The following is a 20,966-nucleotide window of genomic DNA, read 5'->3' as shown; positions in this document are numbered from 1 at the left end:
GTCGATAACCTGGGTCCATGGTCGACAGGCCATTCCGCACCGCGGTGTTGCTCTGCGTGGCACTGCTGGTCGCGATGGCCTGTTCTCCCTCGGCTCCCGAGCCGATGCCTCCGCTGCCCAGCCTGACCGCTCAGCCGACCAGCGGCCAGGCTCCCGTCCCTCGGCTGGGAGTTTCGGGAACCTCGCTCACGCTCGATGGCAAACCGGTGTGGCCGATCGGCATCAACGCATACCAACTGGCCACCAACTGGTCCATCAATGCGGGATGCGGCGCGCAGGTCGATCTCGACTCGTACTTCGGCAGCCTGCCACCACATTCGGTGACACGTTTCAACGCCTATTCCAGGTTCGCGGTGAACAAGTACACCGGACAGCTCGACTTCACCTCGCTCGATGCGGTGTTCCGGGCCGCCGAACGCCATGGGCAGCTCCTGATCGCCGTGCTCACGAGTGACGACGGCGGTTGCGAGAACGACTATTTCAAGGATTTCGACTGGTACGCGGGTGGCTGGCGCACCGATGTGTCGCACGGTCTGCCAATGACATTCGCCGCGTGGCTGGACACCGCCGTCCAGCGCTGGGGCGGCTCCCCCTCGCTTGCCGGGTGGACCGCGGTGGGCGAACCCGAGCCGTCCTACTGCCTGGATCACACCTGCCATTGGACCAAGCGCAGCTGCCACGCCACCGCGCCGGAGACATTGCGCGCGTTCCTGGATGCCTCCGGCGCCCGGATCCGCGAATTGGACCCTGGCTCCGTCATCTTCAGTGGTCACGCGGGCGGTGGGCAGTGCGGATCGGCGGGACACGAATTCGAGATCGTGGCCGCGTCGCCCGGCGTGGACGTGCTTGAGTATCACTACTACGAACACATGGATTATCTGCCCGGAGACGTGTACGACGGGCTGCAGCGCCGCGTCGCGCAAACACGTGCGGTCGGAAAGCCGTTGTTTGTCGCCGAGATCGGCATGGAAGCCGGGTCCTGCGATTCGCTGCGTGAGCGGAAACAAGTCCTCGGCGATGTCATCACCCAGATGCGCACGATGGGGACCGCAGGTGCGATGTTCTGGGCCTTCGTGCCGGATCCGCGGCCAAGCGAGTGCACCCTCGACATCGGCCCCACCGATCCGTTGATGTCGATGATCGGTGCAACGCCCGGGTGAGCGACATTGCGATCACGCTGAGCCAGTCCCTTACCGGGCCGCCGCGGTATGCCCATAGTGGCAAGCATGACGAGTTCGAGTGGGCGTACCGCAGCGGTGATCGGCGCCGGGCAGACCGGCGTGACGGCAGCTCTTGGGCTGCTGGACAACGGTTTTGAGGTCACCGTGTACAGCGACCGGGACCAGCGCGGCCTGCGCGACGCCGTGCCGGCCACCGGAACGGCGCTGATCTTCGGGGAGGCTCAGCGAGCCGAGGAGAGCCTGGGCCTGAACACCTATCTGGCCACTGCCCCGACCTCGACCGGTGAGAGTGTGCGCGTGGTGGCGGGTTCCGGCCCGGATCGTGCCGAGGAGATCGCGTTCGACGCCCACTTCGACGGATTCGTCGGGATCGCGGTGGACACCCGACTCAAGGCAGACGACCGGCTCACCCTGTTCCAACAACGCGGCGGCCGGTTCGTGGTCGAAGCCGTCGATCCGGCGCGACTGGATGCCATCGCAGCCGATGCCGATCTGACCCTGGTGGCCACCGGGCGGGGTGGGCTCTCCACCCTCTTTCCGGTCGACACCGCACGCTCCGCCTACGACCGGCCCCAGCGCAGCCTGCTGACCGTGACCACCACCGGTTTGCCTTTCGGCCCTGAGGTCTTCGCACATCGCAGCGCCTCCGGTGGGCGACACAGCGCGTTGACCGTGGTCACCGATCAGGGCGAATCATGGTGGGGCGGATACCTGCACAAAGATGCCGGCCCCACGTGGGCGTTCCTGGGCTGGGCCCGACCCGGCAGCGACTGGGAGCGCCGGTTCGCCGAAGCCGACAGCGCACAATCCGCCCTCGACATCGTCACCGCATTGCACCGGGACTACATCGACTGGGATCTGCCGGAGGTCGGTGAGCTCAAGGTGATCGACGAGGATCCGCACTCATGGCTCAAAGGTGCGGTAACCCAGGTGGTACGGGCCGGGGTGGGCCGCACCGCGAGCGGGCATCCGGTGGCCGCTCTGGGCGACACCGCGATCTCCTACGATCCGATCGCCGGTCAAGGTGCTCAGGGCGGCCTGGTGCAAGCCGCCGCGCTGGTCCACAAGGCGGCTGCCCACGAGGGCCCGTTCGACGAGGCCTGGTTGCGCGACGCCTTCGAAGAGTTCTACGCCCACCGAGCACGCGCCGCCCAGCTGGTCACCCGGTTGTTCCTGTCCGACCCGGAGCTGGCCGAATACGGCAATCTGTTCTTCGCCGCCGCGCAGGGCAGCCCGCGATTCGCCGCGAGACTCTATGGCCTGCTGGATGATCCCCGGCCGGTCCAATCACTGACCTCTCCGGCCGCGGCCAGGGAACTGATCACCGACTTCGCCGGTGAGCCGGCCGACGCGCTGTTGCAACGGTTCACTCCGGCCGGCTCGTTCGCACGGTCCCGCCCGGCGCCGCAGCCGGTCTAACCGCGTCAGCTGTTCAAGATCCGGCGCTTCTCCGCTTCGAACTCCGCCTCGGTCAGGGCACCGGTATCACGCAGCGCAGCAATCGTTTTGAGCTGCTCGAGACGGATCGCCTGATCAGTGGGCTGGTAGTTGCCCGGAACCGCGGGGTGTGGTGTCGCCCACGGCGGCCCCACCACTGCGAGGGGGCGGGCCCGTCTACTCTCCCGCGCCGACCACATCATGCTGGCGATCAACTCCAGCACACCCAGTGCGGCGAGCCCGCCGAACAGCCAGAGCAGCCAGCCGTACTGACTGCCGTGCCCGAACGCCAGACGTGGGTTGATGTAGCCCTGTACCTGGCCGTCGACGCTGATCTCGTAGGCGCCCGGGCTGGATACCTGCATCACCCAAACCCGCACCCGGGCGTCGTTGTTCACCGTGGTTGTCCCACCGATGCTTTCGGTCAGCACCGGATCGGCGGCCCCCTCGGGTCCGGACACGCGTAACCGCAGCGGCGGAACGGGCAAACCACTGCCCGATCCGGTGACCATGGCGTGGAGGCTGACCGTCACCTCGCCCCGCGGCAAATCCAGGCTGGCCGTCCCAGGGATCGGAACCTCACCGTAGGCGTCGTACTCGTCGAGCACGAACGCGTTGAGGAAGATCATCACGAACAGGCCGACAGCACCGGTGACGAGGGTGCAGATCGATGTCACGATCGCGACGCGCGGAGCAGACCGACGGCTGTTCATGGCCGAAGTTTGTCATGGCCGACGGCTCACGAGCTACCGTCGGAGTATGCCTCGCGACGAGACCGACGCACCCCTGACGACAGGCCCGGCGCGCCGGTTGGCGCTGCGTTACTGGGTGGCCCTGATCCTGGTCGCGCTCGCCGCGATCTTCGTCGCACAGAACCGCGATCGGGTGCGTGTCCACGTGCTGTGGGTGACCGTCGAGTCGCCGATGTGGTTCATCTTGGTCATCATCTTCGTCATGGGTCTAGTCATCGGACTGCTGCTGCGCCGCCGGCGGCGAACCTAGCCATGCCCGCGCCGCGCCGAACCGCACCCCGCCCGCACACCGCCGGAATGAGTTCGGCGATCAAGCTTCTCGGGCACGCTGCGCGCACGGTACCGATCCCTGCGCCGCCACAGCCGATCGTCGTCGCCGATTACGGAGCCGGCACCGCACACAATTCGATGCAGCCGATCAGCGCGGCGATCACCGCACTACGGGGCCGCACCCGGCCCGAACATTCGATCCTGGTGACCCACACCGATACCGCCGACAACGATTTCTCCACGATGTTCCGCATGCTCGACGCGGATCCACAGTCGTACCTGCACAAGGATTCGGCGACGTTCAGCTCGGCCATCGGCCGGTCGTTCTACAGCCAGATCCTGCCGTCGAACTCGGTGCACCTGGGCTGGTCGTCCTGGGCGGTCGTGCGGCTGGGCCGGGTGCCGATGCCGGTCTCCGATCATGTCGTCGCGGCATACAGCGCCGACGACCGGGTGCGCGCCGCCTACGCCAGGCAGTCCGCTCACGACTGGCACGAGTTCATCGCATTCCGCGGCCGCGAGCTCTGTCCGGGTGGCCGGCTCGTGGTGCTGACGACAGCGCTGGGCGACGAGAACGATTTCGGCTACCGCCCGTTGTTCGAGTGCGTGGTCGCCACGCTCACCGAGTTGGTCACCGACGGTGTGGTGACCGCCGACGAAGCCGCCAACATGTCGCTTCCGATCGCCGGACGGCGCGCGGCGGATTTCACCGCGCCGTTCGCGCCGTCGGGGCGATTCGAGCGGCTGGAGATCCAGCATCTCGAACTGTTCGACGCCGAGGACCCGATCTTCAACGCCTACCTCGGTGACCGGAATGCCGGCGCCTTCGGCACCCGATGGGCCGATTTCTGCCGATTCACCGCGTTCGCCGATCTCGGTGCGGCGATCGAGGGGCCCCCGGACCGGTTGACCACGTTCTACGACCGGCTGCATGCCGGCATCGCCGCGCGGCTGGCATCGGCTCCCCAGCAGATGCGCATTCCGATCGCGGCGGTGGTGTTGGAGAAGCGCCGCCCCAGTGCCTGATCAACCGACCTTGAGACGCCGGAATGTGTTGCGGTAGTGCTGCGGTGTGACGCCGGTGAGTCGACGGAACTGGTCGCGGAAGTTGGCCGAAGAATTGAATCCGACCTGGCGGCCGATGTGTTCGACGCCGTCGGCGGTGCTTTCCAGGAGCTGCTGGGCGTGCCGGATGCGCACCCCCGTGAGCCACTGCATGGGTGTCTGGCCGGTCTCGGCCTGGAATCGGCGGTTGAGGGTGCGGACACTGACCGCGGCCCGCGCCGCGATGTCGCCCAGACTCAGGTCGCGGTGCGCCTGCTGCTCGATCCAGGCCAGCACGTCATCCAGCTCGGTTCGCTGACCGATGCGTCTGGCGGCCACCGTGTTTCGTGGAATGAACTGTGCCTGCCCGCCGTCTCGGTGCAGCGGGGCCACCGCCAACCGCGCGGTGTCGGCGGCCACCGCCGCCCCGTGATCACGCCCGACCAGATGCAGGCACAGATCGATTCCCGCCGATGCGCCCGCCGAGGTGAGTATCTGCCCCTCGTCGACGTAGAGCACGTCGGGGTCGAGATGCACGGCCGGGAAGGCGTCACGGAAGGCGTCGGCGGCCAGCCAGTGCGTGGTCGCCCGCCTGCCGTCCAGCAGCCCGGCGGCGGCCAGGACGAAGGCGCCCGTACAGATCGAGGCGATCCGGACTCCCGTGGCGAAGGCCGTGCGCAACGCCGCCAGAACATCGCCGGGGACTTCCGCGGCGATGTCCTGGCAGCCGGGGACGACGATCGTGTCGGCATCCGTGAGCCGGTCCATGCCGTTGTCGGTGACGATGCGTACCGGACCGGCGTCGGTCACCTCGACGGGGCTGCAGACGACGATTCGATAGGCCGGCTCACCGCCGGGCAGGGCGGCGCGGCCGAATACCTCTGTGGCGGTGGCCAAGTCGAAGGCGTTGACGCCCGGCAACGCCAGGACTACGACAGTGTGGCGGTCCGATTTCGTCATCCCGGCGACCAGGTGGGTAGCGTGGCGTCGATCAGGTGCGGACCGGGCTCGGCCAGCGCGGCGCGGAACTGCGCGGCGAGTTCCTCGGCGGTGCCGGCCCGGGTGGCCGGCACCCCGAATCCCTGCGCGATCGAGGCAAAGTCGATGTCGGGCCGGCTGAGGTCGAGCAGGGAACGCGACCGCTCGCCGCTGGCCTGAGTGCCGACGCGCAACAGCTCCAGTTGCAGAATCGCGTACGCGTGGTTGTTCAGGATCACCACCGTGATGTCGAGCTGCTCGCGGGCCATGGTCCACAGCGCGGAAATGGTGTAGGCGGCGCTGCCGTCGGACTGCAGGGCGATCACCGGGCGGTCCGGTGCGGCGACCGCCGCGCCCACTGCCACCGGAAGGCCCTGCCCGATCGCCCCGCCGGTCAGCGTGAGCACGTCGTGCCGTGCGGCCGTCGCGGTCGCGGCCGGTAGGAATACCCCGCTGGTGTTGGCCTCGTCGGAGATGATCGCATTGTCGGGCAGTAGCGCGGCGATCACCTGGGCCAGGTTCTGCGGGTTCAGCGGCCCGGTCGGCAACTCGGCCGGTTGGGGTGGCGGAGCGGGCGGCACCTCTGCGCCCAATTGATCTGCCACGGTGGACAAGTCACCGACCGACAGGGTGCGTACCTCGGCACCGTCGGGCACCAGCACACTCGGCTTGCCCGGGTAGGCGAAGAACGAGACCGGGGTTTTCGCCCCCACGAGGATCAGATGGGTTGCCCCGGAGAGTTGTTGACCGGCCTGCTCGGCCAGGTACCCGAGACGTTCGATGGCCGGCACGCCCCGTCCGCGGGGCAGCCGGGCCGGGAAGGTTTCGACCAGGGTGCGCGCCCCCGTGGCGGCCTGGATCCGCGCGGCCGCCTGCAGCGCGTCGACGTCGGTGGCCGCGCCGCCGAGCAACACCACGGCGTTCTGCCCGCGGGTGCGCAAGAGTTCGGCGGCATCGGTGACGCTCATGTGAGAGCCGCTGGCTGCCTCACTGATCTGGTTGTCCGGCAACGGATTCTGCGGCGCACTCCCCCAGGAATAGTCGGCGGGCAAGATCACCGTGGCGACCCGTCCGGGAGTGCCGGTCGCGCTGAGCACGGCGCTGTGCACGGCGCCGTCGAGATCGGCGGCAGACTCCGGCCGGTGGACCGAACCGTGTGCCCAGTGCCCGAGCGCATCGATGTCGGATTCCAGTGGGGCATCGAGGGGCTGGTGGTAGGTCGCATGATCGCCCACCACGTTGACCACCGGACTGAACGCCCGCCGGGCGTTGTGCAGGTTGGCCAGACCGTTGGCCATGCCCGGACCCAGGTGCAACAGGGTGGCCGCGGGGCGACCCGCGATGCGGGCGTACCCGTCGGCAGCACCGGTGGCGACGCCTTCGAACAGACACAGCACCGGCCGCATCGCGGGCGCGGCATCCAATGCCGCGACGAAGTGCATCTCCGAGGTGCCGGGGTTGGCGAAGCAGACGTCGACCCCCTCGGCGAGCAGACGGTTCACCACCACTTCGGCGCCGGTGGTCGGGGCGGGTTGCGCACTACGGTCGTCCACCCGCCCCATAGTGGTCGCCGCCGCGGCCGCTGGCAAGATCCCGTCGCAACGTGGCCATCTGGCCACTGTTCGGTTCGGGACCGCGATCGCGACGATAACCCCCGTGTATGCGCAAATCGTGTTGTTCGACGGGTTCGACCCGCTCGACGCCATCGCTCCGTTCGAAGTGCTGTGCGCCGGAAGTGACGCGGTCGGTGGGGAATTGATCGTGGAACTCGTTGCGGCCGAAGGCCCGCGGACGGTGGTCAGCGGCAATCGGGGGCTGACGTTGACGGCCACTTCCCCACTCGATCCCGATAAGCCGGGCTTCGTCGTGGTGCCGGGTGCGGTCGGGCCGATCGAAGGTGATCCCGACGAGGTCGACACCATCCCGGTGCTGCTGGCCCGCTTCGGCGAGACCGCGGCCGTCGATCTGATCCGCCGCGCCCTGGCCAATCCCGAGGTCACCGTCGCCGGTGTCTGCGGCGGTTCCCTGGCGCTGGCGATGGCCGGACTGCTGGACGGACGCCATGCCGCCACCCACCACCTCGGCATGGACGTGCTCGAGGCGACCGGGGTGAACGTGGTCGACGCGCGCGTGGTCGACGACGGCGACCTGGTCACCTCGGGTGCGGTGACCTCGGGCCTGGATCTGGCCCTGCATCTGTTGCACCGCACGTACGGGCCGAGGATCGCCATGGCCGTGGAATCCGTGTTCGGTTACGAACGCCGGGGCACGGTGTGGACGGACACCGGCCGGCACCCGGAGGCGTTCTGATGAGTCTGCCCGGAGAATGGGAAGTCAGGATCAAGTCTCCGATCGGCTCGCTGGACGTCGTCTACCGCTTCACCGAACACGACGGGACGATCACCGGTGTCGCGGAGGGTAAGGGCGAGGCAGTGCCGCTGTCCGACGTCACGATCACCAATGACACTGACCTCCAACGGGTTACCTGGAGACAATCGGTCACCAAGCCGATGCGGCTCAATCTGGAGTTTGACGTCACTGTCGACGGCGATCGCCTGGTCGGGCACTCGAAGGCCGGCCGGTTGCCACGTTCGGGCGTGACCGGGATCCGCCGAGCGGATCGGGTCGGCTGACCGGCGAGGGATACCGTCAGCCCCCGGTCTGACCGCCGCCCGGTGCCGGGACCCACGGCAGGCCCGGGATCGTCGGGTACGGCGCGGTGGGACTCCACGGCGCCTGCGTGGTGGCCGGTGGCTGCGTGGTTGTCGGCGCCTGGGTGGTCGTCGGAGGCGGCGCCTCCGTTGTGGTCGGAGTCGGTGCGGGAGTAGGCGTTTCGGCCGGCGGCGGATTGTCCGCCGGCGGTGCCTGCGGGGCAGGCTGCTGCACGGTCTGCGTTACGGTCTGCGGGGCCGGCGCGTCTTCGGTGACGACCTGCTGAGGTGCGGGCTCGTCAACAGGGACGGCAGGCGCGGGCTCGTCGCGGGTCGGCGACGTCGACGTGACCGCCCGCGTCGTGGACGCCGGACGGGTGGGTTCATCGCTTCCGGTGACCGTCACCAACGCCGCCACCACCGCGACCAACACCGCTGCGGCACCGGCACCCAGGATCACCGGCGGGCGGCGGTACCACGGTCGCGCCGCGATCTCGTCGTGGTCGGTCAGCTCACGCTCGCCGAACTCGAGTCGGGGTCGCGCCGCGGTACGGCTGCCCGCCGGCTCGAATCCGGTGTCGAAATCGGCCCCGTATTCGTCGCCGTAGCCCTCGGCCCGGTAGTCCTCCGCCGGGGCGACATCGGGGACGTCCTGAGCATCGGACCAGGCCAACGCCTGGGACGCGGGCGGCGGCTCCGGCGCCACCAGGGCGGCAGCGGCGGTCGGCGGGGCCCCCGAGAACGAACCAGCGGAGGCGGGCGCCATCGCCGTCATGCCCTCTTCGGCCGTGCCGCGTACCGCGATCAGGCCGCCGCCGATGGTCGGGGTCAGTTCCGGCTGGGCCGCGGTGATCACCGGGACGCGAAAGTGTTCGGACAGGGTCGTGGTGATCGCCGGGATCCGCGCGCCGCCGCCGGTGGAGGCCACCGCGACCAAGTCGCCGGGGCGCAGCCCGCTGCGCTCGACCGCGTCCTGCAGCACGGCGGTGAACTCGCGCAGGGGTTCGGTGATCACGTCGTCGAGTTCGTTGCGGTTGAGCCGCACGTCGCTGCGATGTCCCGGCAGTTCGGCGACCAGCGTGGTGACGGACTCCGTGGACAGGCGTTCCTTGGCCCGCCGGCACTCGCTGCGCAGCCTGCCCAGCGAGCCGATCGCCGAGGTGCTGGCCAGGTCGATCGTTCCGGCGGCCGACAGGTCGTTCACCACGTGGGTGAGCAGGCCCTGGTCGATCAGGTCACCGGACAGGTCGGGATGCCGGATCGTCGGCGCGATCGGCTGGTACCCGTTGCCCGCATCAGCGAGCGTGATGCTGGTGCCGCTGCCGCCGAAGTCGCATACGGCGATCACCCCGCGGGTCGGCACACCCGGGTTGTCCTGCAGTGCGACCAGCGCAGCCACTGCATCGGGGGTGAGCACCGGATCGCCGAAGTCGGGTATGCCGGCCAGCGCGTTGCGCAACGCCTCGACCTGGTTGGGTCGCCAGTGCGCGGGATAGGTGACCGCGATGGGATCGATGGGCGGGCGTCCCCCGGTCAGGGTGTGCAACAGCGCCCCGAGGGCGTCGGCCACCACCTCTTCGCCCCGATGCGTCGATCCATCGGGGGCCAGCATCCCGACCGGGTCCCCGACCCGGTCGACGAAGTCGGTCAGGATCAGACCGCGTTCGTTCAGGTTGGGGTTCTCGCTGGGTACGCCTACTTCGGGCGCCCGGTGCGGGAACAGCGTCAGCACCGGCGACCGCGTCACCGCGGCGCGGCCCACCACCACCGCCGTGAGGTTCGTCGATCCGATCGACAACCCGATCCCGTCAGCCATGTCACCCCGTTTCGAGAAAGAACCCTATCCGGTAGTCCATCTCTTTTGACGGGGCTGGCGTTACTTAGCGAATGGTCCCGCGTCCGGGGATCAGAGGTAGATCGAGGGGTGTCACCCAGCCGGGCAAATGTTCGTTGACGGCGGGGACGGCATTGAGCGCCCGCAGCCCGGTGGCCAGGCAACCCGCGGCGGCGGCATCGCGGCCGGAGCCGTCGGTGAATCGGAAGGCGGTCTCCTGAGAAATGCTCGGGGTGCCCTCGATGTCGACGCGGTAGACGTCGTTGTCGTTTCCCGACGGCCAGTCCGGGGCCGCGTCCAGACCGATCCGATTGACGTGCTCAAGCTGGATGCGGGTCTCGCCGCGGTAGACCCCGTTGATGGTGAACCGCACCGCGGCGACGTTGCCGGCCGGGATGATGCCCTTGGCCGACTTGCGCTCGTCGGGGGTGATCCACTTGTCCCATGTGGTGGTGATCTCGTCGAGTTCGATGCCCGCTGCGTGCGCGATCATGGGAACCGTTGCGCCCCAGGCGAAGATCAGGATGTCCGGGGTTTCCAGTAGCGCCCGGTGCTCCGGCGGTTTGCCGATGCCCATCTCGAATTCGTAGTCCCCGGTGTAGTTCGTGTAGTCCAGCAGCTCGGACGCTCGGACCCGGCGCACCTCCGAGCACAGCCCCATCAACGTCATCGGGAACAGGTCGTTGGCGAAGCCCGGGTCGATGCCGGTGGTGAAACACGAGGCCTGGCCGGCCTCGCAGGCCTCGGTGATGGGCTGGATCCAGGCCGGCGGGTTGAGGTGCATCTTGGGCCACACCCATGGCGTCATCGCGGTGGAGCAGACGTCGATGCCCGCTCGCAGGAACCGGGTGATCACGTCGATGTTGACGTCGGCATGGGCGGCCGTCGGCCCGTAGTGCACCACCGCGTCCGGTTTGAGAGCGATGAGCGCATCGACATCATCGGTGGCCCGGACGCCGGTGTTGTTGCCGATGCCGCAGATCTCGCCGGCGTCGCGGCCGACCTTCTCGGGATTGCCCACCCCGACGCCGACGAGCTCGAACAACGGGTGTTTGAGGATCTCGGCGATCACCATCTGTCCGACGAACCCGGTACCCCACACCACGACGCGTTTCCTCACGCCCACACCATAGGTGATACCGATCACATCGGGAATCATCATGCCGCGATCGGCTTTGACCTCAACATCATTCGCAATCGTCGTACAACCCGCGGAGGGCCGACATCATGACCACAGCATCTTTGACCGGGCGGCGCGCACTGGTGACCGGAGGGTCCCGCGGGATCGGCGCGGGCATCGTGCGACGGCTGGCAGCCGACGGCGCCGCGTTCGCCTTCACCTCCGGGGCATCGGCGGCCGAGGCGGACAAGTTGGTGGCCGAGCTGACCGCCGACGGCGCGAAAGTGGTGGCGATCCAGGCCGACAGCGCCGATCCGGCACAGGTGGCCGCGGCCGTCGAGCAGTCCGTCGCGGAACTCGGCGGCCTGGACGTCCTGGTGAACAACGCCGGCGTGGCGGTGATCGCGCCGATCGAGGAGTTTCCGCAAGAGCAGTTCGACCGGCTGGTGGCGATCAATATCGGGGGTGTGTTCGCCGCGATCCGCAGCGCGGTGGCTCATCTCGGCGAAGGCGCGCGGATCATCAACATCGGCAGCATCAACGCCGACCGAGTACCTGAGCCGGGGTTGTCGGCCTACGCGATGACCAAGGGCGCGGTCGCCTCGCTCACCCGAGGTCTGGCCCGCGAGCTCGGCCCGCGCGGGATCACCGTCAACAATGTGCAGCCGGGGCCGATCGACACCGACATGAACCCCGATCAGGGCGACTTCGCCGAGACGGCAAAGGGAGTCGTCGCGCTGGGCCGCTACGGGCACACCAGCGACATCGCTGCGGTGGTGAGTTTCCTGGCCGGCCCGGAGTCCGGCTACGTCACCGGGGCGAACTGGAATGTCGACGGCGGGTTCACGGCCTGAGGCTCACAGGTTGATCGGGTCCGGCTGCCGCGGCGTGTGGGCGGTGTCCTTCAGCTTGGCCTTGAATTGCATTGCCCGGTAGGGCCATCCGGCGTCGGTGTGCCATTGTGAGACCACCAGCCCGACCCCACCGGTGACACCGAAGCGGGAGCCCGGCAACAGGTAACCGCCGTACAACTGGGCCACCCGGCTGCCCGCGTGGTCCTCGGTGTGCCAGGCGGAGCCGAGGATCGGCGTCTGGACCGGCGTGGTGTGCATGTTGGCCACCGGCGAGGAGACGACCCGGTAACCCAATGCGTACGACGACGCCAGGAATCCACCCAGCACCCATTTTCCGCGAGCTACGCGGCGGAAGCTCAGCTCGCCCCAGTGCTCGCCGGCGGGGGTGATCGGCGTGGCCCGGGCGCCCCACCGCCAGCGTCCGTCGGTGAATCCCCAACTGGAATACCGCGAACGTCTGCCGATGTCGTCGGGCCGGACCCGCATCAGGACGATGCCCTTGTCACGCTGAAATCCGGTCGCCACCACGTAAACCCAGCCGTCGTCGGGATCGAAGTCCCACGACCAGCACTGAGCGTGACCGTCGTGCAGATCCGCCGGGAACTTCGCCTGCTCGCCGAGATGCGTCCAGGACACGCCGCTGTCGTCGGAGCGCCAGATCTCGGTCCAGATGACGGTGCCGAAGCCGCGGTTGACGATCGCGTGCAGGTACAGCGAGTCCCCGACCCGCAACAGGTCCGACGGGATCACGGTGCTGATGCCGCCGCGCCGCCATCCTGATGCGGCGTCGTCGTGGATGTAGTGCCAGAGTTGCCGCGCGTAGGCGGGATCCGGTCCACCGGCGGACTCGTAGACGATCTCGTGGTTGGCGTCGCCGGTGCCGATCAGCACCACCGGTGAGCGCCAATCGCCCTGCCCGACCCGGCGTCCGGAGAACGTGTCGCCGAAGACCGACACCAGCTTGCCGTTGGGCGCGATCACCGACGCCCCCAGATCGGTGCAGGTGACCCCGAACCGGTCCGTGCGCCCCGGACCGGTGATGTCGACGACCTTGCCGTCGATCAGCGGTAGCACTCCCCTGGCCCGCCGGACCTAGGTGCACCACCGCAGGCCGCCGGGCTCGCAATCGAGCGGGTAGACGTCGACCTGAGTCTTCAGCGGCTCCTTGTACGACAGCGTGAACGGGAAGGTGTGGATGGCGGGGGCCAGGGTGCCGCCGCATGCCGCGTTGTTGGACACGCTGCGGGTACCGCGCAGCGCGATGTCGTCGAACTTGTAGGTCTCGGTGATGGGTGCCCAGCTCCCGTCGGCGCACTGGATACCTTCCAGGACCGATGTGGAATACGTCCACTGTCCCCCGGTCAACCTGGCGTCGCCTCCCACACTGACGCGACGGGTCTCGACGTGCAGCCGGCAGGCCACCGCCAGCTCCAGCGGCTCACGCAAATCACCGACCGTCGGAACGCAAGACGGCCAGACCGACCAGGTGTCGGTCTTGCCGCCTTCCTGGGTGTAGGTGTACACGCCCTGCATGACAGGCTCGGCCTGTGCCGGGCCGGCAACCCCCAGGCTGAGTCCGATTCCCAGGGCCGACATCAGGGCGGTCGCTGCCGCCGCGCGCTTGAAGGTCACAATGGGTGAGTATCGCAGTCTTCATCAGCGTCGTCACCGATATGGGTCCGGATGTGTCAGACCGGCCCGCGGGACGGCCCCAGCGGGTGAGCGCACCGGCGGATCGCCCGCGGTGATCCTGGAGAGATCGTGACCTCACGACCAGCGGTAAGAGCGTTGGCGACAGTTCTGGTATTCGTGCTGGCCGCCTGTTCCACGGGCAGCCGGGTGGACCTCGGCGACGAGTCCGCGGGCAATCTGATCGCCGCCATCGCGGGTGAACCCGATCAGCTCGACCCCCACCGCACCAGCGCCTACTTCTCGTTCGAGGTGTTGGAGAACGTGTTCGACACGCTGGTCGAACCCGACGAGAACCTGCAGATGCGCCCCGCACTGGCGCGTTCGTGGGAGACCAGTCCCGATCAACTGGTGTGGACGTTTCACCTGCGCGACGGCGTGCGCTGGCATGACGGCAGCCCATTCACCGCCGAGGATGTGGTGTATTCCTATCGCCGCATCATCGACGAACAGCTCACCAACGTCGACAAGTTCAGCGCCGTCAGCAGTGTCACCGCGCCGGACCCGGCGACCGTGCGGATCACGGTCCGCCAGCCCACGCCGAACTTGCTGACCAACCTCGGCGGGTTCAAGGGCATGGCGATCGTGCAGCGCGGCAATGTCGAGAGTGGGCAGATCGCCACCCGTCCGATCGGCACCGGCCCGTTCTCGTTCGCCGCGCGCCGCAGCGGCGACTCCATCACCCTCAAGTCCAATCCCCGCTATTGGGGAGGAGCTCCCCCAATTTCCGGAGTGACGTTCCGGTTCATCTCGGAGCCGTCGACGGCCTTGTCGGCATTGCAGGCCGGCGAGATCGACTGGACGGATTCGGTACCGCCGCAGCGGGTGGCCCAGTTGCGCGACGACGATTCGCTGACGTTGGCGGTCACCCCGGGCAACGACTACTGGTACCTCGCGCTCAACGGAGCCCGACCGCCGTGGAACGACACCCGGGTGCGCCAGGCGATCGCCTACGGCATCGACCGTGACGCGATCACCGCGGCCACCAGCTACCGCACCGCGGCGACCAACCAGTTGGCGATCCCGCAGGGCAGCCCGTGGTTCACCGACTACCACCGGTACCGCTATGACGTCCGGGAAGCCAAGACGCTCCTCGACCGGGCCGGTGCCGCGCCGCGCGAGATGGACATGCTGGTCACCAGTGAATACCCGGAGACGGTGACGGCCGCCCAGATCATCGCGGACAACCTCACGCCCCTTGGCATCCAGGTGAACATCCGAACCGTGGACTTCGCCACCTGGCTGGACGAGCAGAACACCGGCCACTTCGACATGCTGATGATGGGCTGGCTGGGCAACATCGACCCGGACGACTTCTACTACGCCCAGCACCACACCAACGGCACCAGCAACGCCCAGAAGTTCTCGGATCCCGAGGTGGACCGGCTCCTGGACGCCGGGCGCACCGAAACCGACGTCCCGCGGCGAAAAGACATCTACTCCGAGGCCGCAACCCGGATCGCCGATGAGGTCAGCTACATCTACCTGTACAACCCGTCGGTGATCCAGGCCTGGGGCAACAACCTGTCCGGATATCAGGTGCGCCGCGACGGCGCCGTCCGGTTCCGTACAGCCGATCTGGATCGAGGTGAAACCCGCTGATGTTGAGCACTTTTCGCGCGAACCATCCGATCGTGGAATTCCTGGCCCGGCGGCTGCTGTACTCGGCGGTGGTGCTGATCGGGGTCCTGGTGGTGGTGTTCGCCCTGGTTCACCTGGTACCGGGCGACCCGGTCCGGATCGCACTGGGCACCCGCTACACCCCGCAGGCATACGACGCGCTGCGCTCGGCCAGCGGGATGGACCGGCCGATCGTCGAGCAGTTCTTCGCCTACCTCGGTTCGGCGCTGACCGGCGATCTCGGGGTGAGTTTCCGCAACGGCGACCCGGTCACCGTCACGCTGCTCGACCGACTGCCTGCCACGTTGTCCCTCGGTGTGGTCGGCATTCTCATCGCATTGGTGATCGCGCTGCCCGCCGGTATTTTCGCGGCGCTGCGCGAGGGGCGGGTCAGCGATGCGATCGTGCGGGTCGCCAGTCAGTTCGGCGTCTCGCTGCCCGATTTCTGGTTGGGCATCCTGCTGATCGGGTTATTCGCGTCGACGCTCGGCTGGTTGCCCACGTCCGGATACCGCCCGCTGCTGACGGATCCGGGCGGCTGGCTGCGGCACATCGTCCTGCCCGGCCTGACGGTCGGTCTGGTGGCCGGCGCCATCATGACCCGCTACGTGCGCTCGGCGGTGCTGGAGGTCGCCGCGATGGGATATGTCCGAACCGCCCGGTCGAAGGGCCTGGCACCACCGGTGGTGACGTTCCGCCACATCGTGCGCAACGCACTGTTGCCGGTGTTGACCATCACCGGAATTCAGCTGGCCACCATCTTGGGCGGGGTGATCGTGGTCGAGGTGGTGTTCGCCTGGCCCGGCCTTGGCCGGCTGGTGTTCAATTCCGTTGCCGCACGCGACTATCCGGTGATCCAGGGCGCGGTGCTGCTCATCGCGGTGCTGTTCCTGGTGATCAACTTGCTGGTGGATCTGCTGTACGCGATCGTCGATCCGAGGATCCGGCTGTCATGACCACTACCCAGGATTCCCGGGTCGCATCGTGGCGGCTGTTGTTGTCCAACCGGGTGACGGCGGCCAGCGCCGCGGTGCTGCTGGTGGTGCTGGCCGTCGCGGTGTCGGCGGTGTGGATCGCCCCGTACGGCGTCAACGACATCGATGTGCCCAGTGCGCTGCAGGGACCGAGCACCGCGCACTGGTTCGGCACGGACGAACTTGGCCGCGATGTGTTCTCGCGCGTACTGGTGGCCGTCGCGGCCTCGCTGCGGGTCGCGGTGGTCTCGGTGGCGCTGGCCGCGGTGGTCGGGGTGCTGATCGGCGTGCTGGCCGGATACCGGGGCGGCTGGATCGACACCGTGGTGATGCGCGTCGTCGACGTGATGTTCGCCTTCCCGGTGTTGCTGCTGGCGCTGGCGATCGTCGCGGTGCTGGGCCCCGGCATCACCACCACGATGCTGGCCATCGGCATCGTCTATATCCCGATCTTCGCCCGGGTGGCCCGGGCGTCGGCGCTGGGCGTGCGGGTGGAGCCGTTCGTCGCGGTGTCGCGGAGCATGGGAACCGGCGACGGCTACATCCTGGCCCGGCACATCTTGCCGAACATCACCGGACCCTTGGTGGTTCAGCTGTCGCTGTCGCTGGCGTTCGCGATCCTGGCCGAGGCCGCGTTGTCGTTTCTCGGGTTGGGGATCCAGCCCCCGGAACCGTCACTGGGCCGGATGATCTTCGACGCCCAGGGTTTCGTCACGCTGGCGTGGTGGATGGCGGTGTTCCCGGGTGCGGCGATCTTTGTGATGGTGTTGGCGTTCAACCTGTTCGGTGACGGGCTGCGCGATGTGCTCGACCCCAAGCAGCGGACCTCGATCGAGGCGAGAAGGGCGGGACGCCGATGACTCCGGTACTCGAGGTGAACGATCTGCGCGTGGCGATCGGTCGCCGCGAGATCGTGCGCGGTGTGTCGTTCGAGGTGCACCGTGAGCAGACCGTCGGCATCGTCGGAGAATCCGGATCGGGCAAGTCGATGACGGTGCTGGCCGCCACCGGCCTGTTGGACGCACCGGGCGCGGTGGTCACCGGTATCAGCACCCTGGCCGGTGAATCGCAGCTGATCGGGGCCTCGGCCCGGACGCTGCGGTCAGTACACGGCAGCCGCGTCGGATTCGTCTTCCAGGATCCCGGGACGTCGCTGAATCCGCTGCTGACGCTGGATCGGCAGATCACCGAAACCCTTGAGGCACACCGCAATATGGCTCGGCGGCAAGCCCGTGGACGCGCGGGTGAGCTGCTGGAGGCGGTCGGGCTGTCCGCCGACCGGCTCGACGCGTACCCCCATCAGCTGTCCGGCGGGCAGCGCCAGCGCGTGATGATCGCGATCGCCCTGGCCTGCGACCCGGAACTGCTCATCGCCGACGAACCGACGACCGCCCTGGATGTCACCACCCAGGCCCAGATCATCGACCTGGTCGGCGATCTGCAACGGGATTTCGGCACCGCGGTGGTATGGATCAGTCATGATCTCGGCGTCATCGGTCAGGTGGCCGACGATGTGACGGTGCTTCGTGACGGGGAGGTCGTCGAGCAGGCACCGATCCTCGAGGTCTTCGACCATCCGCGGCATCCGTACACTCGCGAGCTGCTGGCAGCACGCCCCCTGGTGGACGGGCCGGGTCCCGATCCCGCTCCCGTCGGCACCCCGGTTCTGTTGCGGGTCAACGAACTCGGCGTGCGGTACGGCGCGGTCCGCGCGGTCAAGGACGTCTCGTTCGCGCTCCGCCGGGCGACGACGCTGGGGATCGTCGGGGAATCCGGTTCGGGCAAGTCCACGGTGGCGGCCGCCCTGACCGGCCTCGCCGAACCGTCGTCCGGTACGGCGACGCTGGCGTCGGACGACGTGTTCGCCGGCGGGCGCGATCTGCGCCGCCGGATCAGCCTGGTGTTCCAGGACCCGTTCTCCTCGCTGAACCCGCGGGCCCGGATCGGCACCGCGATCGGCGAACCGTTGCGGGTGCACCGGCTGGCCACCGGGCGCCGAGCCCGCGCCGATCGGGTGGAACAGTTGCTCGAACTGGTCGGTCTACCAAGAGATTTCGCTTCCCGTTATCCGCACGAACTGTCCGGCGGGCAGCGACAACGGGTCAGCATCGCGCGGGCGCTGGCCACCGAGCCCGATGTGCTGATCCTCGATGAGTCGACGGCGTCGCTGGACGTGTCGGTCCAGGCCCGGGTGCTGGACTTGTTGTCGGAGCTGCAGCGCGACCTCGGCCTGACCTATCTGTTCATCGCGCACGACCTGGCGGTGGTGCACCGCATGTGCCACGACGTGCTGGTGATGCGGGCCGGTGAGGTCGTCGAATACGGCCCGGCCGCCGAGCTGTTCGCCGCGCCGCAACACGAATACACCCGGACGCTGCTGGCCGCGGTTCCCCCGGCGAGGCCGCGTGAGAAGGTGTGAGCCATGACTGCTCTGGATGGAAAGGTCGCGCTGGTCACCGGTGCCTCATCGGGTCTCGGCGCGGCGGTGGCCCAGTTGTTCGCCGCACGCGGCGCCTCGGTGTTCGGCATCGCCCGCGACGCCGAACGGATGGCGACGGTGTTCGAGGACGTTCCCGGCGGCGCGTACGCCTCCGTGGACATCTCCTCTTCGGAGGCCTGCCGGGACGCCGTGGCGCAGTGCGTCGAGAAGTTCGGCCGGCTCGATGCGCTGATCAACGTGGCGGGTTTCCACCAGATGCGCCACACCGCGTCGGTGACCGACGAGGACTGGGACAAGGATCTCGCGGTCAACCTCAACGGCCCCTTCTTCCTGTGTCGGGCCGCCCTGCCGCATCTGCTGGAGGCCGGCGGCAACATCGTCAACGTCGCGTCCATCGCCGGCATCGAGGGCGAGGTGTACTCGGCGGGTTACTGTGCGGCCAAGCACGGGCTGGTCGGTCTCACCCGCGCGCTGGCCATCGAATTCACCTCGGAGCGCCTGCGCGTCAACGCGGTGTGCCCCGGCGGCATGCTGACGCCGCAAACCACCGAGTTCGCCGCACCCGAGAACGCGGACTGGAATCTGATCATGAGGATCGCCGCCCCGCGCGGAATGATGGACGTGGCCGATGTCGCGAAGACCATCGCTTTCCTGGCCAGTGACGACGCCGCCGCGGTGCACGGCGCGGTCTACATCGTCGACGCGGGCAAGACGGCGGGCTGATTTTCGCCGCGAGCAGTTCCCACCGCGCTCCATCGCGCGCACGATGGAGGTGTCCGCCGGGTACGGCGAAGGGAGCGGACGATGAAAGCCCATGTCGGCGATTTCCTGGTGGTCAAGGGAACCACCACCGAGCAACACGAACAACATGCCGAGATCCTCGAGGTGCGCACCGAGGACGGGTCTCCACCGTATGTGGTGCGGTGGCTGGTCACCGGTCATGAGGCCACGGTCTACCCCGGCGCGGATGCGGTGGTGGTCTCGGCCGCCGAGCATTCCCGGGCCGCCGAGCGTGCGGCTGCCCGGTCAGGACGCCCGCACTAGCCGGTGCTGAGCGAGGTCCGCATCAGCATGACGCTGTAGTCCGACCAGCGCGACAGCGTGAAGTACAGATCGCTGCCGCTCGACCAGGGATGGATGTAGGGCGCGTAGATGCCGCCGGGTATCGCGGTCGAACTGACGATGGTCTTGGCCTGACTCCACGGCCCCTCGGGTTTGTCGGCGGTCCGCATCACCACCGCCGACAGCGTGTTGGTGTAGAGCATGATGAACTTCTTCAGGTGGTCGTTCCACGCCACCGACATCTCACTGCCCGGCGCCCACACCACCTGCACGGCCAGGAACGGGAAGCCTTTGAGCCAGCCGAACGGCGTGTAGTACTCGTAGGCGGACTTGTCGGCGACCGCGCTCTCCACCACCCGATACAGGAACGGCATGCCGCCGCGCCCGGCACCGGTGCCGTAGGCGTACACGTAGCCGCCGGACCGCACGTAGGCCGCCATCTGGAAGTTCTGGTCGCCCCAGCTGAACGCCACACCGGGCACGGTGTTGAACCAGCTCGGCCGGATGCTGGTGGCCGGCACCCGCCACGTCTCACCGTTGTCGGTGGATACCGCGACCGCCGAGAAGTTGGTCGACCACTGCCCGGCCGAGCCCCACTGGCTGACGGACATGAAGTTGACGTATTGCGTTGTCCCGACGGATATTCCGGCGGTCGGGATGATGGTGACCTCGGTCGCGGCCAGGCGCAGGCTCTGGATCACCTGCCGGGAGAAGTTGGGCCGCGCGGCATCCACCGGGGAGCCGGCGTAGATGTTGCCGGGCACCGGATTCGGGATGGTCATGCCGTCGGCGAGGTTGCGGTCGGCGCTGCGGAACAGGGTGTTCTTGCGCCATTCCTGGTCGGGGACACTGCAATTGCCGAAGGTGTCGCCGAACGCGACGAGCACCTGATTGCCCGCACCGGTCTGGCCGTTGTCCCAGACGATCCCGAGGTCGGCGCCGGAGATACCGAAGCGCGCGTAGCTGTCGGTGTTCGGTCCGGTGATCCAGCCGACCTGAGTGGCCGCCGATGCCGCAGGCGCGGCTGCGGCGCGGGCCGCGGTGTTGGGTGCGACGGCGG

21 protein-coding genes are annotated in these 20,966 nt (G+C 68.2%); 13 read left to right on the top strand and 8 right to left on the bottom strand.

What is annotated here, in order from left to right; all coding sequences use genetic code 11:
- Window positions 1-17 precede the first annotated feature (17 nt).
- Together BN4332_RS06830 and BN4332_RS06825 are read left to right on the top strand one after the other, a co-directional pair.
- Window positions 18-1,160, top strand: coding sequence for a hypothetical protein (locus BN4332_RS06830; RefSeq protein ID WP_084459199.1), 1,143 nt, complete (start codon window positions 18-20; stop codon window positions 1,158-1,160).
- Between the two features lie 66 nt (window positions 1,161-1,226).
- The gene (locus tag BN4332_RS06825; RefSeq protein WP_066897763.1) at window positions 1,227-2,600 is read left to right on the top strand and encodes a styrene monooxygenase/indole monooxygenase family protein; all 1,374 of its coding nucleotides are present in this window, start codon (window positions 1,227-1,229) and stop codon (window positions 2,598-2,600) included.
- 5 nt (window positions 2,601-2,605) lie between these two features.
- Here the strand turns inward: BN4332_RS06825 and BN4332_RS06820 are convergent, their stop codons facing one another.
- Window positions 2,606-3,331: an SHOCT domain-containing protein gene (locus tag BN4332_RS06820; protein WP_066897762.1), complete on the bottom strand. Its 726-nt coding sequence runs from the start codon at window positions 3,329-3,331 to the stop codon at window positions 2,606-2,608.
- Window positions 3,332-3,377: 46 nt separating this feature from the next.
- Here BN4332_RS06820 and BN4332_RS06815 point away from each other — a divergent pair, with 46 nt between their 5' ends.
- Window positions 3,378-3,620 (top strand): LPXTG cell wall anchor domain-containing protein, encoded by a 243-nt coding sequence (locus BN4332_RS06815; RefSeq protein WP_066897761.1) that lies wholly within the window; start codon window positions 3,378-3,380, stop codon window positions 3,618-3,620.
- A gap of 47 nt (window positions 3,621-3,667) precedes the next feature.
- Window positions 3,668-4,666: a class I SAM-dependent methyltransferase gene (locus BN4332_RS06810; protein WP_096867041.1), complete on the top strand. Its 999-nt coding sequence runs from the start codon at window positions 3,668-3,670 to the stop codon at window positions 4,664-4,666.
- On the opposite strand, the gene BN4332_RS06805 is transcribed toward BN4332_RS06810, so the two are convergent.
- On the bottom strand, window positions 4,667-5,644 hold the full coding sequence (locus BN4332_RS06805; RefSeq protein WP_066897759.1) for a GlxA family transcriptional regulator: 978 nt from the start codon (window positions 5,642-5,644) through the stop codon (window positions 4,667-4,669).
- Window positions 5,641-7,215, bottom strand: a complete 1,575-nt coding sequence (locus BN4332_RS06800; RefSeq protein WP_235654035.1) for an acetolactate synthase large subunit — start codon at window positions 7,213-7,215, stop codon at window positions 5,641-5,643. The genes BN4332_RS06805 and BN4332_RS06800 overlap by 4 nt, the downstream gene beginning before the upstream one ends.
- Window positions 7,216-7,318: 103 nt before the next feature.
- Here BN4332_RS06800 and BN4332_RS06795 point away from each other — a divergent pair, with 103 nt between their 5' ends.
- Entirely contained in the window at window positions 7,319-7,972 is a 654-nt protein-coding gene (locus BN4332_RS06795; RefSeq protein WP_066897774.1) for a DJ-1/PfpI family protein, read from the top strand.
- Window positions 7,972-8,295 carry a hypothetical protein gene (locus BN4332_RS06790; RefSeq protein WP_066897757.1) on the top strand — a complete coding sequence of 108 codons (324 nt, stop codon included), beginning with the start codon at window positions 7,972-7,974 and terminating at the stop codon, window positions 8,293-8,295. The genes BN4332_RS06795 and BN4332_RS06790 overlap by 1 nt, the downstream gene beginning before the upstream one ends.
- A 16-nt stretch (window positions 8,296-8,311) precedes the next feature.
- Here BN4332_RS06790 and BN4332_RS06785 read toward each other — a convergent pair whose 3' ends face one another.
- On the bottom strand, window positions 8,312-10,129 hold the full coding sequence (locus tag BN4332_RS06785; RefSeq protein ID WP_066897756.1) for an Hsp70 family protein: 1,818 nt from the start codon (window positions 10,127-10,129) through the stop codon (window positions 8,312-8,314).
- Window positions 10,130-10,193: 64 nt separating this feature from the next.
- Complete coding sequence (locus tag BN4332_RS06780; protein ID WP_066897773.1) at window positions 10,194-11,306, bottom strand: NAD(P)H-dependent amine dehydrogenase family protein; 1,113 nt, start codon at window positions 11,304-11,306, stop codon at window positions 10,194-10,196.
- Window positions 11,307-11,374: 68 nt separating this feature from the next.
- On the opposite strand from BN4332_RS06780, the gene BN4332_RS06775 reads away from it, so the two are divergent.
- Window positions 11,375-12,121: a 3-oxoacyl-ACP reductase family protein gene (locus BN4332_RS06775; protein WP_066897755.1), complete on the top strand. Its 747-nt coding sequence runs from the start codon at window positions 11,375-11,377 to the stop codon at window positions 12,119-12,121.
- Window positions 12,122-12,124: 3 nt separating this feature from the next.
- On the opposite strand, the gene BN4332_RS06770 is transcribed toward BN4332_RS06775, so the two are convergent.
- Together BN4332_RS06770 and BN4332_RS06765 are read right to left on the bottom strand one after the other, a co-directional pair.
- Window positions 12,125-13,195, bottom strand: a complete 1,071-nt coding sequence (locus tag BN4332_RS06770; RefSeq protein WP_066897754.1) for a glycoside hydrolase family 183 protein — start codon at window positions 13,193-13,195, stop codon at window positions 12,125-12,127.
- Between the two features lie 18 nt (window positions 13,196-13,213).
- On the bottom strand, window positions 13,214-13,753 hold the full coding sequence (locus BN4332_RS06765) for a hypothetical protein (protein ID WP_084459198.1): 540 nt from the start codon (window positions 13,751-13,753) through the stop codon (window positions 13,214-13,216).
- Between the two features lie 129 nt (window positions 13,754-13,882).
- Between BN4332_RS06765 and BN4332_RS06760 the strand changes: the two genes are divergently transcribed.
- The 6 genes from BN4332_RS06760 to BN4332_RS06735 all read left to right on the top strand — a co-directional run bounded on the left by BN4332_RS06760 (window position 13,883) and on the right by BN4332_RS06735 (window position 19,888).
- On the top strand, window positions 13,883-15,412 hold the full coding sequence (locus BN4332_RS06760) for an ABC transporter substrate-binding protein (protein WP_066897753.1): 1,530 nt from the start codon (window positions 13,883-13,885) through the stop codon (window positions 15,410-15,412).
- A complete protein-coding gene (locus BN4332_RS06755) occupies window positions 15,412-16,386 on the top strand; it encodes an ABC transporter permease (protein WP_066897752.1) in 975 nt (324 codons plus the stop codon). Before BN4332_RS06760 ends, BN4332_RS06755 begins: the two co-directional genes overlap by 1 nt.
- Window positions 16,383-17,264 (top strand): ABC transporter permease, encoded by an 882-nt coding sequence (locus BN4332_RS06750; protein WP_066897751.1) that lies wholly within the window; start codon window positions 16,383-16,385, stop codon window positions 17,262-17,264. Before BN4332_RS06755 ends, BN4332_RS06750 begins: the two co-directional genes overlap by 4 nt.
- Entirely contained in the window at window positions 17,261-18,823 is a 1,563-nt protein-coding gene (locus tag BN4332_RS06745) for an ABC transporter ATP-binding protein (RefSeq protein ID WP_066897750.1), read from the top strand. The genes BN4332_RS06750 and BN4332_RS06745 overlap by 4 nt, the downstream gene beginning before the upstream one ends.
- Before the next feature lie 3 nt (window positions 18,824-18,826).
- Window positions 18,827-19,567, top strand: coding sequence for an SDR family NAD(P)-dependent oxidoreductase (locus tag BN4332_RS06740; RefSeq protein ID WP_066897749.1), 741 nt, complete (start codon window positions 18,827-18,829; stop codon window positions 19,565-19,567).
- A gap of 81 nt (window positions 19,568-19,648) precedes the next feature.
- Window positions 19,649-19,888, top strand: coding sequence for a DUF1918 domain-containing protein (locus BN4332_RS06735; protein WP_066897748.1), 240 nt, complete (start codon window positions 19,649-19,651; stop codon window positions 19,886-19,888).
- Here the strand turns inward: BN4332_RS06735 and BN4332_RS06730 are convergent.
- The coding region (locus BN4332_RS06730; RefSeq protein WP_066897747.1) for a glycoside hydrolase family 183 protein at window positions 19,885-20,966 on the bottom strand (1,082 nt) is incomplete at its 5' end. The two genes, BN4332_RS06735 and BN4332_RS06730, sit on opposite strands and share 4 nt — an antisense overlap.

This window comes from Mycolicibacterium houstonense, assembly GCF_900078665.2.
GTDB classification, from domain to species: Bacteria; Actinomycetota; Actinomycetes; order Mycobacteriales; family Mycobacteriaceae; genus Mycobacterium; species Mycobacterium houstonense.
This window is presented reverse-complemented; position numbering and strand designations above follow the sequence as displayed.